General features: G+C 65.6%; 14 protein-coding genes. 4 read left to right on the top strand and 10 right to left on the bottom strand.

The window, feature by feature from the left end; genetic code table 11:
• Positions 1-12: 12 nt before the first annotated feature.
• Positions 13-1,263, bottom strand: coding sequence for an FAD-dependent oxidoreductase (locus AC5RWD_RS06170; RefSeq protein WP_494019164.1), 1,251 nt, complete (start codon positions 1,261-1,263; stop codon positions 13-15).
• A 184-nt stretch (positions 1,264-1,447) separates the two neighbouring features.
• On the opposite strand from AC5RWD_RS06170, the gene trmB reads away from it, so the two are divergent.
• Entirely contained in the window at positions 1,448-2,380 is a 933-nt protein-coding gene (trmB, locus tag AC5RWD_RS06165) for a tRNA (guanosine(46)-N7)-methyltransferase TrmB (protein WP_494019163.1), read from the top strand.
• Positions 2,381-2,576: 196 nt separating this feature from the next.
• Positions 2,577-3,383 carry a DUF1206 domain-containing protein gene (locus AC5RWD_RS06160; RefSeq protein ID WP_494019162.1) on the top strand — a complete coding sequence of 269 codons (807 nt, stop codon included), beginning with the start codon at positions 2,577-2,579 and terminating at the stop codon, positions 3,381-3,383.
• Positions 3,384-3,431: 48 nt separating this feature from the next.
• Here AC5RWD_RS06160 and AC5RWD_RS06155 read toward each other — a convergent pair whose 3' ends face one another.
• Positions 3,432-4,115: a zf-HC2 domain-containing protein gene (locus AC5RWD_RS06155; RefSeq protein WP_494019161.1), complete on the bottom strand. Its 684-nt coding sequence runs from the start codon at positions 4,113-4,115 to the stop codon at positions 3,432-3,434.
• Entirely contained in the window at positions 4,112-4,612 is a 501-nt protein-coding gene (locus AC5RWD_RS06150) for a sigma-70 family RNA polymerase sigma factor (RefSeq protein WP_494019160.1), read from the bottom strand. Before AC5RWD_RS06150 ends, AC5RWD_RS06155 begins: the two co-directional genes overlap by 4 nt.
• Positions 4,613-4,802: 190 nt before the next feature.
• Here AC5RWD_RS06150 and AC5RWD_RS06145 point away from each other — a divergent pair, with 190 nt between their 5' ends.
• Both AC5RWD_RS06145 and AC5RWD_RS06140 read left to right on the top strand, forming a co-directional pair.
• Positions 4,803-5,324, top strand: coding sequence for a COG4315 family predicted lipoprotein (locus AC5RWD_RS06145; protein WP_494019159.1), 522 nt, complete (start codon positions 4,803-4,805; stop codon positions 5,322-5,324).
• Positions 5,325-5,379: 55 nt separating this feature from the next.
• Positions 5,380-5,973 carry a DUF5655 domain-containing protein gene (locus AC5RWD_RS06140; RefSeq protein ID WP_494019158.1) on the top strand — a complete coding sequence of 198 codons (594 nt, stop codon included), beginning with the start codon at positions 5,380-5,382 and terminating at the stop codon, positions 5,971-5,973.
• Positions 5,974-6,112: 139 nt separating this feature from the next.
• On the opposite strand, the gene AC5RWD_RS06135 is transcribed toward AC5RWD_RS06140, so the two are convergent.
• From AC5RWD_RS06135 to AC5RWD_RS06105, 7 genes are all read right to left on the bottom strand, one after another.
• Positions 6,113-6,403 carry a GIY-YIG nuclease family protein gene (locus AC5RWD_RS06135; protein WP_494019212.1) on the bottom strand — a complete coding sequence of 97 codons (291 nt, stop codon included), beginning with the start codon at positions 6,401-6,403 and terminating at the stop codon, positions 6,113-6,115.
• Positions 6,404-6,618: 215 nt separating this feature from the next.
• Positions 6,619-8,142: a glycoside hydrolase family 32 protein gene (locus tag AC5RWD_RS06130; protein ID WP_494019157.1), complete on the bottom strand. Its 1,524-nt coding sequence runs from the start codon at positions 8,140-8,142 to the stop codon at positions 6,619-6,621.
• Between the two features lie 26 nt (positions 8,143-8,168).
• The gene (locus AC5RWD_RS06125; protein WP_494019156.1) at positions 8,169-9,047 is read right to left on the bottom strand and encodes a carbohydrate ABC transporter permease; all 879 of its coding nucleotides are present in this window, start codon (positions 9,045-9,047) and stop codon (positions 8,169-8,171) included.
• A 1-nt stretch (position 9,048) separates the two neighbouring features.
• Positions 9,049-10,008, bottom strand: coding sequence for a carbohydrate ABC transporter permease (locus AC5RWD_RS06120; RefSeq protein WP_494019155.1), 960 nt, complete (start codon positions 10,006-10,008; stop codon positions 9,049-9,051).
• Positions 10,009-10,092: 84 nt separating this feature from the next.
• Positions 10,093-11,388: a sugar ABC transporter substrate-binding protein gene (locus AC5RWD_RS06115; RefSeq protein ID WP_494019154.1), complete on the bottom strand. Its 1,296-nt coding sequence runs from the start codon at positions 11,386-11,388 to the stop codon at positions 10,093-10,095.
• A 142-nt stretch (positions 11,389-11,530) separates the two neighbouring features.
• Positions 11,531-12,553, bottom strand: coding sequence for a LacI family DNA-binding transcriptional regulator (locus AC5RWD_RS06110; protein WP_494019153.1), 1,023 nt, complete (start codon positions 12,551-12,553; stop codon positions 11,531-11,533).
• Positions 12,554-12,716: 163 nt separating this feature from the next.
• The gene (locus AC5RWD_RS06105) at positions 12,717-14,441 is read right to left on the bottom strand and encodes an Ig-like domain-containing protein (RefSeq protein ID WP_494019152.1); all 1,725 of its coding nucleotides are present in this window, start codon (positions 14,439-14,441) and stop codon (positions 12,717-12,719) included.
• Between the last annotated feature and the right edge of the window lie 116 nt (positions 14,442-14,557).

The following is a 14,557-nucleotide window of genomic DNA, read 5'->3' as shown; positions in this document are numbered from 1 at the left end:
GCCGGCGCAGGATCAGCGGGCCCACAGCGGCCAGAGCCGCTCGGCCCGGCGGCGCACCTGGGAGTACGGCACTTCCGCGCTTTTTGCCTGCTCGAAGATGCTCACGCCCAACATTGATGTGGCCAGCGCGCGGACCGTGTGGAACCGGTTTTCGAAGAGGCTTCGTTCGCTGATCCAGGACACTGCATCAGCTTCCGGCTTCCACCGCTCCGTGTATTGGGCGGCCGCCCGGGGCAAGGAGCCAGGTGAACTGCCGGCATCCCCAATGCACTCGTCAAGGACCATTGCTGACTCCATGGCGCCGTTCACTCCCTGCCCGATCGGCGGGTAGGGCGCGGCGGCGTCCCCGATCAACACGGCCTTCCCGCCATGGAACTGGGAACAGGTCAGGCTGCGTCCAATGTGGTAGCACGTCCGGCCCGCAAAGGCCCGGACCTGTTCGTCGCCGGCGAATTCCAGAACGCGGGGGCACCGGTGCTGCAGGAACTTCCGGGCTTCCCCAGCCCCGGCAAAGCCGATCCGGTCTTTGGTTCCGATGGCGCAGAACCACCTGGCCGAGTCCTGGCCGTCATCGTCCCCCCGGATCGCACCGGCCACGCAGAACGGCCGGGTGGAGAGGCCGTGGAGATAGTGCTTGTCCAGCCGATCACCCACATTGTCGAGCTCAATCATTGTGCAGTAATTGGGAAAGGACTTGGAGGTGACCGTGAACCCGGGCACGTGGGATTGCAGTGACGAACGGACAGTGGACCCGGCTCCGTCCGCGCCTACGAGCAGGTCGAAGCTCCTGACAATCGCTTCCCCGGATCGCTGCCGGGATGTCAGTGACCCTGTGACGGGGTCGACGGCTTCCACGTTGGTTTCGAACTCCATAGCCACCCTGTCCCCGTACCCGCCCAGTACCGACATAAGTGCCCGGAGGATGTCGCCCCGCGAGCCGGTCCACCCGGGCAGCGTCCACTCCTCCGTTCCGCGCCCGGGGATCTTGAGCCCCTTAAACCGGTACATCCGTCGGTCGAACTCGGCCACGGCGTCGATGTGGCGGAGCGCCTTGAGCCCATGTCCCGAAATGTCGATGGTGTAGGAACGGTCCGGGTTGAACCGGGGTGCAATGTCCGGAGCGACGTCGCGCTCGATGACTGTGGCGAAAAGGCCCCGCCGGGCAAGGGCGATGGCGAGTAGCAGCCCCGCCGGTCCGGCCCCAAGAATGGCTATGGTGCCGAAGGACTTCACGGGTTCGGAGGGGAAGGCAAATGGTTCCATAGCGTTTCCTGAAGCTGCGTTGTCATGCATTCATCCGCCGTCGCGGCGGGAAAACGTCCCGAGGGACACGGGCAGCTCATCAGCGTTTCGCTTGGGCGGCCGGTGGAATAGCAATACTGTACGCCCGCCGGCACCGGGCGGAAACGGGCAGTTGGCCCTGCGGACCGCCGGTATTCTGGATGGGATGAGCGAAACTCCCGAAACCCCGCAGCCGCCGGCAAATCCGAACCAGCCCCGGCCGGTCACGCCGGGAAGCCAGGCCTCCTACGGAACCTACGGCGGACGGCCGGTCAGCTTCGTTCGCCGCGGAACCCGGCTGCAAGGGCGACGCCAGGCGGCCTGGGAGGAACACTCCGGCCGCTGGGCCATCGACGTGCCCCGCCACGTGGCCAACACGTCGGTCCACCCCGACTACTCGTTCGACGCCGAAGCCGAGTTCGGACGCCGGGCGCCGCTGATCGTCGAGATCGGCTCGGGCCTGGGTGAGGCCGTCTGCCACGCCGCAGAGGAAAACCCGGACAAGGACTTCCTCGCCGTGGAGGTCTACACTCCCGGCCTGGCCAACACCATGATCAAGATCAACAGCCGTGGCCTGACCAACGTGCGCGTGGTGGAGGCGAACGCCCCCGAGGTCCTCGCCACCATGCTGCCGGCCGGCTCGGTCAGCGAACTCTGGGTCTTCTTCCCGGACCCCTGGCACAAGTCCCGGCACCACAAGCGCCGCCTGATCCAGCCCGAATTCGCCGAGCTCGCCGCGAAGGCGCTGAAGCCGGGCGGCCTCTGGCGCATCGCCACCGACTGGTCCAACTACGCCGTGCACGTCCGCGACGTCCTCGCCGGATCCGAGGCATTCGAAAACCTTCACGACGGCGAGCGCAGCGGCCCCGAGAGTCCCCTTACCCACGTGTGGCAGACCGGCGTCGAGTCGCTGGTGGGCGGCGCGCCGGTGAAAGAGGGGCGGGCACCCGTGAGCACGGAACACACGGGACCCAACGAGGGCATCGACGAACGAGGCGGCTGGGCCCCGCGTTTCGAGGGACGGATCCGCACCAGCTTCGAGAACAAGGCCCACGAAGCCGGCCGCATGATTTTCGACCTCTGCTACCGCCGGATTTAGCAGCGCCGGATGGCCGGATCGGGCCGCGCCAGCCCGCGAATCCGGCAACTCCGTCCCCGGCATTCGGCGCCGCAGCGACGCCCGATCGATGCCTATCCGGGGCCTCTGTTCCCCGGCGGCCCGCCGTGGCACGATAAGTCGTGTGGCGGAGTGCCACAGCAGCTGCCGGCGCGAAGGAACGGTCATCAAACGAGAATTGAGAAGCGCAGCCGGCAAGGCCGAGGAAGCCACGAACTCGAAGCCCCTCGAAATGCTGGCGCGCGGCGGCTTTGCCGCCAGCGGTGTGCTCCACATCCTGGTCGGTCTCATTGCCTTCGGGCTCGCCAGAGGCGGAGGCGGGCAAGCGGACGTCAGCGGCGCTGTCGCCGAACTTGCCACCCAGCCCGCCGGCCCCCTGCTCCTGTGGTTCAGCTTCGCCGGATGTGTGGCCCTGGCCCTGTGGCAGGCCAGTGACGCAATTTTCGATTTCGAACACCTACCCGCCAAGGACAAGGCCGGCAAGAAGCTGAAGGCCGGGGCGCAGGCGGCCGTTTATGCCGGCCTGGCCATCACGCTGGCCGCCTTCGCGCGGGGCGCCGGCAAGGACACCCGGGAATCAACCAGCGACTTCACGGTCAACCTGATGAAGGCACCGGGCGGCGTGCTGCTCCTGGTGCTGATCGGGGCCGCCGTGGCCGTCGTCGGGATCGTCTATGTTGTCCGCGGGTTCAAAAAGTCTTTTGAAAAGCACATCAATCCCCCGTCGACCCCGGGCGGGCGCAAAGCCGTCACCACCCTGGGCATAGCGGGGTATGTCGCCAAAGGCGTTGCGCTGTTCGTGACAGGCCTGCTGGTGGTTATCGCGGCAGTGACCGCCCATCCCGAGCAGTCCACAGGCCTCGACGGCGGGCTCCACGCACTGCGGGAACAGCCCTACGGGGTGTACGTGCTTGCCGCGGTGGGCGCCGGGCTCATCTGCTACGGGGCCTTCACGGTGGTGCGGGCGCGCCTCGCCAGGATGTGACTCCGCCAGGATGCAAATCTGCCGCAGCGGTTCAGGCGCCGGGACAGTTCACGTGCCCGGCACGGAAATGACGGCAATGGTCTGCTGCCGGTCGTTGCGCACCTCGACGCTGGCGATGCTCGTGTACTGCAGCGGGGTAGCGCTGGTGACCCGGACCCTTCCGCTCGGCGTCGCCATCCACGCACAGGCCCGGTCCTCAACCCCGGCACGGTCCTTCACCCACAGTGAAAGCCGTCCGTTCTGGGGCAGGCTCCGGCCGTCGACCGCCAGTTCGGTACCCCAGGTTTTCTTGACCATTCCCACCGTGACCTGCATGCCGGTATCGGCCTTGACCGAGTAGCTGGCGTCGGGCTTGTCGGCGGGATCAAAGAGCGGCGCCGCCGCAAATCCCAGAGCCAGGCAGGCCGCCGCCACCACCCCCACAAGGGCCGTGAGCCGCTGTCGGGAATTACGACGGCGGGCAGCCAGTTCGTCCAGAACCGGCCGGGGAACGGGGGCAGGTTCGGGTGACGCGGCGTCCGATCCGGGCCTGCGGGCCGCCGGGACGGCGAGCGCCACGGCGTCCGGGACAGGCACGGCATCCAGCAGTCCCGGCAGGGATTCCAGGTCCGACAGTTCATCGCGGCATGTGCCACAATGCTTGAGGTGGTCCTTGAAGCGCAGCCTGTCCGCGTCGTCGAGCCCTCCCAGCAGGTACGCCCCCAGCAGCTCATGGACTTCCTTGCCGTTCACCGTTCCACACCCATTTCGTCGAGTATTGTCCGCAGGGCCTTCACCGCGTAGAACGCCCTGGATTTCACCGTTCCGCTCGGAATGTTCAGCTGTACCGCCGCCTCACCCACCGTGAACCGCCGGTAGTGCAGTGCCACCAGCACATCACGGTGTTCCGAACTCAGTCGCAGCAGCGCTTCCTCCATCAGTACCTTGTTCAGGAGATCGTCAACCCGTCCGGTGGCCTCCTCCGGGTCCGCGATGTCACGGTCCTCGGCTTCCAGCGGCCGGCGCTGGGCTTTCCGGTAGTTGTCGATCATTATGTTCCGGGCAGTCCGGAACAGGTAGCTGCGCATGCTGCCCGTGATCTTGGGCGCCTGCTGCCAGACGCGGAGCACTGTTTCCTGCACGATGTCGTCGGCAAGGTGCGGGTCGCGGGAAGCACTGAGCACAAACCGGCGGAGTGCAGTTCCGTGCTCGCGGTAGATCGCTGCAACCAAGTCCTCATCCAGCGGCACCTTCGGCCTCCCTGCAATGACCTATGAAGCCGGATCCGAGGGCCGGCCTTCCTGGCAAATACGACGTCGGCGGCCGGCGATAAGTTCACTTCCGGTCAGCGTCAGATTCTTTGAACCATTCTTCACCTTTGTGCGTCATTCCAGATAGCGCCGGTCCCTCAGTCTGCCGGCCCGAGCCAAGGAGCAGCACATGAAGAAGCAACTGAGCGTTGGCCTCGCAGTTATGGCCCTTGCCGCCTCGCTGACCGCCTGCGGCGGCGGATCCGGCACAACCACCACCACTACGGCGCCGGCCCCGGCCACCGAGTCACCGGCCACCACCGCCAGCGCGTCCGCCACCGCGTCCGCCAGCGACAGCGCCACGGTGGACCTCAAGACGGCGTCGTCCAGCAAGGGTGACATCGTGGTGGACGGCAAAGGCATGAGCGTCTACTACTTCACGAAGGATGTCAAGGATTCAGGCAAGAGCAACTGCACTGGCGACTGCCTCGTGAAGTGGCCTCCGGTGATTGCTGCCACGGACACCCCCAAGGTCGAGGGCGTAACGGGGACGGTCGGCACCATTGATACGCCCGACGGCAAGAAGCAGGTGACGGTCAACGGCATGCCCGTCTACCTGTGGGAGAAGGACAAGGCCCCCGGGGACATCACCGGCCAGGGTGTCGGCAACGTCTGGTACCTCGTGGCACCCGACGGGACCATGATCAAGTAAAGCCTGCACGGATGGGCCGGCGCCTCGTCGGGGGCGCCGGCACTACCATCGGAGCATGGCGAATCCACACGATCTGAAAGCAGCGGCCGGAACCTGGCAGTCCATGGTGGACAGCAACCAGGCACTGCTGCTGCGGAAGTCAGGACATGACGTTCATTGGTGGGCGGAGCAGGGACGCTCCGCCGGAGTGAAGAGCGACGCGGAGCTGCGCGAATGGATGCGTGCCGAGCACGGAATCACGGGCTACGCCCAATACGCCGTGTCCTGGGAAATGTTCGGCTATCCCGGGTTCATGCTGCAGGACGCCGATGAACTCCTTGATGGCCAGTACATGGACCACCCGAACCTGCGGCCCATCGCCAACACCCTCCTGGCATGGGCCGCAGCCCATCCGGGCGTGGCAATCCAGATGCGCAAAGGCTACGTATCGCTGCACAGCAGCCGCCGGAAGTTCGCACAGGTGACCCGGGCAAACAACACAGCAGTGGATGTGACGCTCCGCCTTGAGGCGCCGATTGGGGAGCGCCTCAAGGCGGTCAAGGTCCGCGAGGGCGATTTCTTCGATCGCAAGGTCCGGCTCACCTCGGAGGACCAGGTGGACCAGGAATTCCTGGACTTCCTGGAGACGGCGCTCGAGCAAAACAGCTGACCAGCGCCGCCACCGCCGGCCGCTGATCCGCTGATCGAGCCCGTCGAGATCCAGGCACCGCCGATCGAGCCATCCACCGCTGATCGAGCCTGTCGAGATCAAGGTTTCGACAAGCTCAACCAGCGAAGGTTCGACAAGCTCAACCAGCGGACGGTCGATCGGCGGGGCTCGGCCTGCTGGCCGAGAGACGCGGCAACGCTTGGTAGTTCCCCTGGATCAACGCCTCTCGCTTGGCTCGGCTCCATCCTTGAACTTGTTTTTCGCGGGCATAGGCTTCGTCGACACGGTCATATTCCTCCGCCCAGACCAGCTCTATTGGTCGTCGTCGGCGTGTGTACGCTGCGCCGTCTCCAGCTTGGTGCTGGCAGATCCGAACTTCGAGATTCACAGTGCTGCCGACGTAGTAGGAGCCGTCCGAGCACCGAAGCATGTATACATGGGACATGCCGCGAGCATGGTCGCGGGGGTTCATTCCAGAGCAAGCACCCACCGACGGTATGTGGACAATTGCTGCCCACCAGGTTTCGACAAGCTCAACCAGCGGCACTCATCCCGGTTTCGTCAAGCTCAACCAGCGAGGGTGTCGACAAGCTCAACCAGCGAGGGTGTCGACGAGATCAACCCAACGGCCGGTTTTCGATGGGGTCAGCCGGTGACGCTGAGGCTTACCAGGGTGGCCCCGTCGCCTTCGGCAAGGATCCCGACGGCGGTGCTGGACTCGGCCGGGAAGATCTGGTCCGTAAGGGTCACCAGCCCGTCCTGGGCAAAGACCTCCACCGAGCAGCGGTCAAGGAAGATCCTCAGCCGCAGCAGGCCGCTGCCGTCCAGGTAAACCGGTACCCGCTCTACGGACGGAAAATCGGCATGGAACCCGACGTTTCCGGACGCGGTGCGGTCCAGGCTGAGCTCGCCAGTCAAGGTGGAGTAAGCCAGCACGGTCCGTTCCTGCATGCTGCCGGCCTCACCGGAGCGCAGCACCAGCCCGACTTTGCCCGCCGAACCTGGCCGGAATTCGGCCTCGATGCGCAGCACATCCCCGGAGGCCTCAGCGGGCAGCCACCGCACGCCGTCTGCCAGCTGTTCCGGTCCGGCGGTAAACAGCTCCGTACCGGAAGCCTGGAACGGGTCCAAGGCCGCCTGGACGAGCACCGGGCGGCCGGCGCGGGTCTCCAGCCGGACCTCACGGACCAGTGACATCGCGCTGCGCCAGCCGTCTGAGGGGGTGCTGGCCGCGTATTGCCAGTTGTTCATCCAGCCGATCATGAGGCGGCGCCCGCCGGGAGCGTTGCTGAAGGACACGGCGGCGTAGTAGTCCCGGCCCCAGTCAAGCCAGCCGTAATCCGGCATCCGGCTGTCGTCGGTTTGCATGCCCTCGGTGACAGTGGTTTCGGAACGGAACGCCACGCCGTCGAACGTTCCAATGAAGTACTGGCCGCCGGAGCCGCCGGCGATTCCGCCGGGGCTCAGGTTGACCACCAGCACCCACCGGGTGTTTCCGGCGTCGCCGTCCACGGGCAGTTCGAACAGGTCCGGGCACTCCCAGACGCCGTCCGTGGCGTTCGCCGGACCGAAGGTGCTCAGGTACTCCCAGGACTTCAGGTCCGAGGACTTGTAGAGAACCACTTCATGCTCAAGTGCCTCTACGGCAACCATCACCCAGTAGCCTCCGGCCGCGCCGTCGTACCAAAAAACCTTGGGGTCCCGGAAGTCCGCGGACGCCCGGTCCAGCACCGGGTTCCCCACATACTTCGTCCAGGTGGCGCCGCCGTCCGTGCTGTACGCCAGGGACTGCGCCTGCCGCCCGGCAAGTGGTGACGCCGGGGAGTAGGCACTGGTGTAGACCGCCACCAGCGGCGGCACTCCCCGCGCACCGAACCCGCTGGTGTTGTGGACATCCACCACGGCTGACCCGGAGAAGATGGCCTCCTGCTCATCACACGCTATGGCGACAGGCTGCTCGTCCCAGTGGAGCAGGTCCGTCGAGGTGGCATGGCCCCAGGACATGTTGCCCCAGATATTGCCCTGCGGATTGTGCTGGTAGAAGAGGTGGTAGACGCCGTTGGCGTACACCAGCCCGTTGGGGTCGTTCAGCCAGTTGCGCTCGGCAGCGTAGTGCCATTTGGGCCGGTAGCGGCAGTCGAGCGCGGGCGTTGCATTCAGGGAAGTCATGGTTCGCTTTCGAACTAGAAACGGGATCAGCCTTTGACACCGCTGGAGGCGATGCTGTTGATGAAGGAACGTTGGAACGCGATGAACAGGATGACCACGGGCACCGTGATCAGGGAAGCGTAGGCCATCACCTCGCCCCATGAGACGTTGAGCTGGAAGAAGTACTGGATGCCGATCATCACCGGGCGAAGCTCCTCGGACTGGACCACCATGAGCGGCCAGAGGTAGGAGTTCCATGCGGGCAGGAATGTCAGGATGGCCACGGTGGCCGTGGCGGGCCCGGCGAGCGGCATGACCACCTGGCGGTAGATCTTGAACCAGCCGGCACCGTCGATCCTGGCGGCCTCGTCCAGTTCCTTGGGGATGGACTCGAAGTACTGGTGGTAGAGGTAGATGGAGAACGCATTGGCGATGAACGGAATGATCTGCACCTGGTAGGTGTCCAGCCAGCCCTTCGAGATCTCCAGGCTGAAGCCGTTGAGTTCGAAGTAGGGCAGCTGGTTCACCCACCACACCAGCGGCAGGGCGAGAGTCTGGAACGGCACGATGAGGGTTGCCAGGATCGCCGTGAACACGACGCGCTTGCCGCGGACCTGCATGCGGGACAGCGCGAAGGCGCACAGGCTGTTGACAAAGATTCCCAGCACCACTGTCACCGCGGAAACACCGACGGAGTTGATGAGGAAGCGCGCGGCCGGAACCCGGTCGAAGACGGCGGTGTAGTTGTCCAGCGAGATGTTGCCGATGGGCAGGAAGGCCGCAACGGAGGACATGTCACCGAAGATCTGCTGGTCCGGCTTGAGCGAGGACACGAGCATGAACACGATGGGGAAGGCGGCGACGGCGGCAAACAGGATGCGCACGGCCATGGCGCCGATCGAATTGAGGCGGAGCACGTTTTTCACTTCAGTCCTTCTCTCGGGTCAGGTAGCGCTGGACAGCCGAGATCAGCAGTACCAGGACGAAGAATACGAGCGAGATGGCGGAAGCGTAGGAGGTCTCCTGCTGCTTGAAGCCGGAGCGGACCGCCTCGTAAATGATGGTGGTCGTCGAGTCGAGCGGGCCGCCCTGCGTCATGACGCTCACCTGGTCGAAGAGGCCAAGGGCCTGGATGGTGATGGTCACCAGGACGAGGGTGCGGGTGTGCTTCAGGCCCGGCCAGGTCACGTACCGGAACTGGTGCCAGCGGCTTGCCCCGTCCAGCTGGGCTGCCTCGTACAGCTCGCCGGAGATGCTTTGCAGCCCGGCCAGCCAGATGATCATGTGGAAACCGGCGGCCTGCCAGATGGAGAGCGCGATGATGGCCGGCATGGCGGTGGCGGGATCGTTCAGCCAGTCGGCGCCCGGGATCAGGCCGAAGCTGAACGTGGACAGCAGCTCGTTGATCAGCCCGTCCTTGCGGTACATGAAGAGCCAGAGCAGCGACACCACCACCATGGACGTGACCACAGGGAGGAAGTAGACAGTGCGGAAGAAGTTCACGCCGCGGAACTTCTTGTTGATCAGCAGCGCCATGGCCAGTGCGAGGCCCGACTGCACCGGCACCACCACCACAGCGAAGTAGCTGACGTTCAGGAGCGCCCGCCAGAATGTGGGGTCGGTGAAGAGCCGGGCAAAGTTGTCCATCCCGACGAACTCCACGGGCCGCGGGGAGATGAGGCGGGCGTTCGTGAAGGCAAGGCCGAAGCCGAGGATCGCGGGGAGGAAGACGAAGGCAAGGAGCAGGATGGCAGCGGGGGCGATCATGCCCCAGCCGCTGAGCTGTTCGCGCAGACGGCCGGGACGGCGGCGCGGAGTAGCGGGAGCCGGCGCCGCCGTCGGGGGAACGGCCTGGCGGCGGCCGGTGGGAAGCTGGGTGGTTGTCATGGGAGTCTCCGTTGACAGTCAGTGCCGGAGGGAGGACGACGGCGGCAGTTGCGTGCCGCCGTCGTCCCGCCTTTCGGCAGCCGGCTAGTTCTTGTAGCCGCCGTTGGACTTGATGTTGGCGTCAATCGCTTTGACCGCCTTGTCCAGGACAGTCTTGGGGTCTGCCCCGGCCAGGATGTCCTGGACGGCTTTGCCGTACTCCGTCGCGATGAACGGGTACGCAGGCGTTTCCGGCCGCATGACGGCCTGCTGGCGGGAGATGTCCATGAACACCCTGTTTTCGCCTCCCTCGGCGAAGGCGGGGATCAGGGCTGCAGCTTCATCGGTAGCCGGGATGGTTCCTGTTGCCTTGGCCACGGCGGCGATGTTTTCCGGTTTCAGCGAGTAGGAGAGGTAGTCCATCGCGGCCTCGGAGTTCTTGCAGCCGCTGGTCACGCCCCACTGCCACGAGGCGCCACCGATCTTCGGGCCGTTGCCGAGGTCAACGGTAGGCATGACCGCCAGATCCTTGCCGAGCGCCTTGCGCGCCTTGTCCGCGGCCCAGGAGCCGGTGTAGACGATGCCGCTCTTGTTGTTCAGGAAGTCCTGGGTGGAATCCTTGCCGCTCTTCTTGGCCATGAAGCCCTGATCCGCGAGTCCGCGGAACCACCCGGCCCATTCCACAGCTTTCTCTCCATTGAGGGCCCCGTCCGCCGACTGGAAGCCGTCGCGGTTGACGAGGTCTCCGCCGAAGGACTGAAGCAGCGGCGAGTAAGCGTAGGGCAGCCACTCGCCGGTGCCGGCAGTCCCCATGTCGAGTGGGTACTGCCACTTGCCCATGGCCTTGAGCTTGGTCAGCGCGTCCTGGAATTCCTCCTTGGTCCACGGCTTTTCCACCGTGGCCGCGCGGACGCCGGCCGCCTTGAGGTCGGAGGCGCGGGCCAGCATGGCGAGGGCGACGTCGTAGTAACCCACCGCGTACGTTTCGCCCTCCCACTTGGCGACGGTGCTGGGGAGGTTCTTGGACAGGTCGGCCGAGAGCTTCAGCGGGGTCAGGTACTTGGCCCAGGCCCAGTTGGGCACGTTGGGCCCGTCGATGTCCACGATGCACGGCAGCTTCCCGGCAGCGGCGGCCGAGACCACGGAGTCGTTGTAGGAGTCCTGCGGGAATGCCTGCACCTTGATTTGGGCCTTCGCGGCGCCGCTCTTGTTGTACTTGTCGACGATGGCCTTGATGGCGGCGAGCTCGTCAGGGTTGCCCGCGTTGTGAGTCCACATCGTGATCTCGTTGCCGTCTTCGGTCGTGGCGGACGCGCTGCCCTTGCCGCAGGCAGCGAGGCTGCCCAGGAGTGCCGCCGCGGCTATGCTGGTGGCCAGGATCCGTGTGAATCGCTTGTTCATGGAGGTCCAGTCTTTCTGCTGATTTTGCGCGTGGATGATTGGCCCGGAGGTCCTGAAGGGGCGTGGCCGCTGCAACGGCTGCGTCCCTTTCTCGTTTGGGCACCCGGGTGGTGGGAGTGCTGGTTGATGTTCTGGAGTGTTGTCAGGTCCTGGGCGGCCCCACGGAGCCGCGTTCGATCAGGGGACAGGCCAGCCGCACCTGTTCCGGCGGCGTGCCCGGGTTGTCAACGTCGTCAAGAACGCGGTTGACCGCCCATCGCCCCATGTCGTAGTGCGGCAGGGCCACCGTGGTCAGGCCCGGCCACAGCGAGTCTGCAATCAGTTCCAGGTTGTCGATGCCGACAACCGAAACATCCTCCGGGACGGACAGTCCCAGCGCTGCGGCCGCCTGGTACGCGCCCATGGCCACCCTGTCACTGAAACAGAACAGGGCCGTTGGCCTGCCGGGCTGGCCGAGAAGAGCCAGAGCTGCCTTGCGGCCACCCGAGGTCTCCGGCTCGGCGATGACGAGGTGCCGCGGATCGTGCTCTATGCCATGGCGGCGCAGGGCATTGTGGAATCCTTCCAGCCGGCCGTGCGTAGCGGGAATGTCGTCCACGTTGTTGATCATTCCGATCCGCGTGTGGCCGGCCCGGATGAGCGCTTCCACGGCGGTTTCGGCAGCGTCGACCTCGTCCGGGACTATGGAGGAGACCGAGGGGTCCCCTGTGACGGCATCCAGCAGCACGGTCGGGATCCCGGAGAGTGCCGGCGGCAGTTCGACTCCCTGGTGGTACAGCCGGGCGTACACCACGCCGTCCACCTGGTGCTGCTGAAGCATGGTGATTTCGCGGTGTTCGAGCTCGCTGTCCAGGCCCGAGTTCACGACCATGACCACGTAGCCCCGCTCATAGGCTGCGTCCTGCGCCCCGCGGATCATGGCCCCGGCGAAGGGCGTGGTGGTGATCTCATCGCTGACCAGGCCGAGGATCTGAGAGCGCTGGTTGCGCAGCCCGCTGGCGAGCCGGTTGGGAGCGTAGCCAAGGTTCCTGGCCACGTCCCGGACGTGCTGCTGGGTTTCCGCTTTGACCCGTGAGCTGGTGGCGTCGTTAAGTGCGTGGGACACAGTGGTCACTGAGACTCCGGCGGCCTTGGCCACTTCGCGTATCCCTACTCGCGTCGTCATCGACTTCCTTTGCAAAACGTTTTGGTTCGGTGTGAACGAGAGTACACAAAACGTTTTGCATGTGTCAAGCATCACTCTTCACACGCGCCGGACACGGCTCCGGCCCGGCGCTGCCCTTTCGGGCGGCACCGGGCCGGAGCGCGCGGCTCTTGCCAGTAACTGCTTAGGGGCCGGTTGTGAAACTCCATGAGGTGTTCACCATCGGGTTTCCGGCAAGGTCGCGGATGCTGATGGAAACCACCGCGGTGTACTTCGTGTTGGCAGCCAGGGTCACGCTAGGGTTCAGTGTTGCTACCCGCGTGGTGGAGTTGTAGCTGACAACAGCGGGTATTACGCCTGTGGTGCCCGCCTTCCGCAGGGCAAAGGTGCCCGTTGTAACGCCCGTCACCCTCTCACTGGTGGTTGCCGTGACGTTGGCGGTCCGGCTCACGCGGGTTGCATTGATTGCCGGTGTCCGGCCAACGACCGTCGGCTGCGGTCCCGTGGTGAACGCCCAGGAGTTAGCAGCGATCGGGTTGCCCGCGATGTCCGTGATGCCCGCCGTCAGCGTTGCGGTGTGTTTGCGGTCAGCCGCCAGTGTTGCATTCGGGTTCATTGTGGCAACCCGGGTGGTGGCGTTCCACGTGACCGGAGCGGCAAGGACCGACCCTGCGGAGTTCTTCAGGGTGAAGGATGCGGTTCCCAGGCCGGTGATCGCTTCGCTGAAGGTTGCCGTGACGTTGGCCGTCTGGCTGACCATCAGCTGGTTGATGGCCGGAGCCTTGGCGGACACCGAAGGTGCCACCGTGTCGACGGTGAAGGCCAAAGACCCGACGGAGCGTGTTTCGACTCCGCCCGGGCTGACCTCGCCGGCCGTCACGGTGTGGCGGCCGTTGGCCAGCGGCCGGTTGGACGTGATCGAGTAGCTGCCGTTCGCAGCCACCGTTGCCGAGCCGCTCGCCACGCCGTCGATGTAGAGGTTGACGCTGGCGGCGTCCGCCAGCGCAACGGCACCCGTGAAGCTGGGGGTGGTGCTGCGCGTGATGTTGTCCGTGTTCAGGCGGCCGGTGTCACTTGCCGCGGTCAGGTCAGGCGTGCTCGGCCCCTTGGCCAGGGGTGCTGTGCACTCCGGGCCGGCAGGTCCGCCGATGGCCCCGTACTCGAAAATCGTGACTTCGTTGCCGATGGCGGCGTTGCGCCCCAGCCACATGCCCCGGCTTTCCGCGTTGGTGGCCGAGACCGCGCGGTCTGCATCGGACACGCCGTCGGCACCAACGCCGGTGAGGCCCGTCCAGGTAGCGGTCCAGGTGGTGAGGCCCGGCCCGTCGTAGGAAATGACGCCGTCGTCCCCGGCCCCGGGGGCACTGGCACGCAGCGTGCGCCGCCCGTTGAGCGCAAACTCCTGGTTGGCCGCAACGACCCTGGCTTCCAGCTGGTCCGCCGGGAGCTGCCCTCCGCCGGGCGCAATCGCGGTACCCTTCATCACCACGGTGCCGGCGTCGATCTTGGTGGCCGGCTGCGTGACGACGACGTTGCCCACGAACGTCTGGTCGCCGACGTCGGGCGCTGTCAGGACACGGATCACGTCACCGGACCGGATGTCCGGAGTGGTTCCTTCCCAGCACCCTGCAGGCGGATGGTTGACTTCCACGATGCCGCCGACAGGCACCAGGTTCGAGGCCGTGCCAATGACCGTTCCGCCGCGAAGCACCTGGATGGTGGGACGGTCACTGTCCGCGTATCCTTCGGCCGAGACCATGTCCCGTTCCGGGAAAACAGTGATGACGTGCGTACCCGGGTCACTGATGACGGCGAAAGCCGGAACAGCCGCGGTTGGAACGGCCAGCGCAAGCAGTGCGCCGGCCGTGACGGCGGCTGCCAGGCGTGGACGAATTCTTGCAGGTTTCATGGAAAGCTCCCCTCAAAGGCCCCAGACTTCACCCGGCTGAGACCCAGCGAGGTGATCCTCTTCAGGTCCATGATCTGAAGAGGATGCCAGTATCCGGACGGCACCCTGCGGAAACC

Source organism: Arthrobacter sp. CMU6, from assembly GCF_059090205.1.
The sequence above is the reverse complement of the archived record's forward strand: the minus strand, read 5'-3'. Positions and strand labels throughout refer to the sequence as shown.

Coding starts and splice junctions, on each gene's coding strand:
- AC5RWD_RS06170 (WP_494019164.1), bottom strand. CDS start 1,263: ATGGAACCATTTGCCTTCCCCTCCGAACCCGTGAAGTCCTTCGGCACC.
- trmB (WP_494019163.1), top strand. CDS start 1,448: ATGAGCGAAACTCCCGAAACCCCGCAGCCGCCGGCAAATCCGAACCAG.
- AC5RWD_RS06145 (WP_494019159.1), top strand. CDS start 4,803: ATGAAGAAGCAACTGAGCGTTGGCCTCGCAGTTATGGCCCTTGCCGCC.
- AC5RWD_RS06140 (WP_494019158.1), top strand. CDS start 5,380: ATGGCGAATCCACACGATCTGAAAGCAGCGGCCGGAACCTGGCAGTCC.
- AC5RWD_RS06135 (WP_494019212.1), bottom strand. CDS start 6,403: ATGCTTCGGTGCTCGGACGGCTCCTACTACGTCGGCAGCACTGTGAAT.
- AC5RWD_RS06130 (WP_494019157.1), bottom strand. CDS start 8,142: ATGACTTCCCTGAATGCAACGCCCGCGCTCGACTGCCGCTACCGGCCC.
- AC5RWD_RS06120 (WP_494019155.1), bottom strand. CDS start 10,008: ATGACAACCACCCAGCTTCCCACCGGCCGCCGCCAGGCCGTTCCCCCG.
- AC5RWD_RS06115 (WP_494019154.1), bottom strand. CDS start 11,388: ATGAACAAGCGATTCACACGGATCCTGGCCACCAGCATAGCCGCGGCG.
- AC5RWD_RS06110 (WP_494019153.1), bottom strand. CDS start 12,553: ATGACGACGCGAGTAGGGATACGCGAAGTGGCCAAGGCCGCCGGAGTC.
- AC5RWD_RS06105 (WP_494019152.1), bottom strand. CDS start 14,441: ATGAAACCTGCAAGAATTCGTCCACGCCTGGCAGCCGCCGTCACGGCC.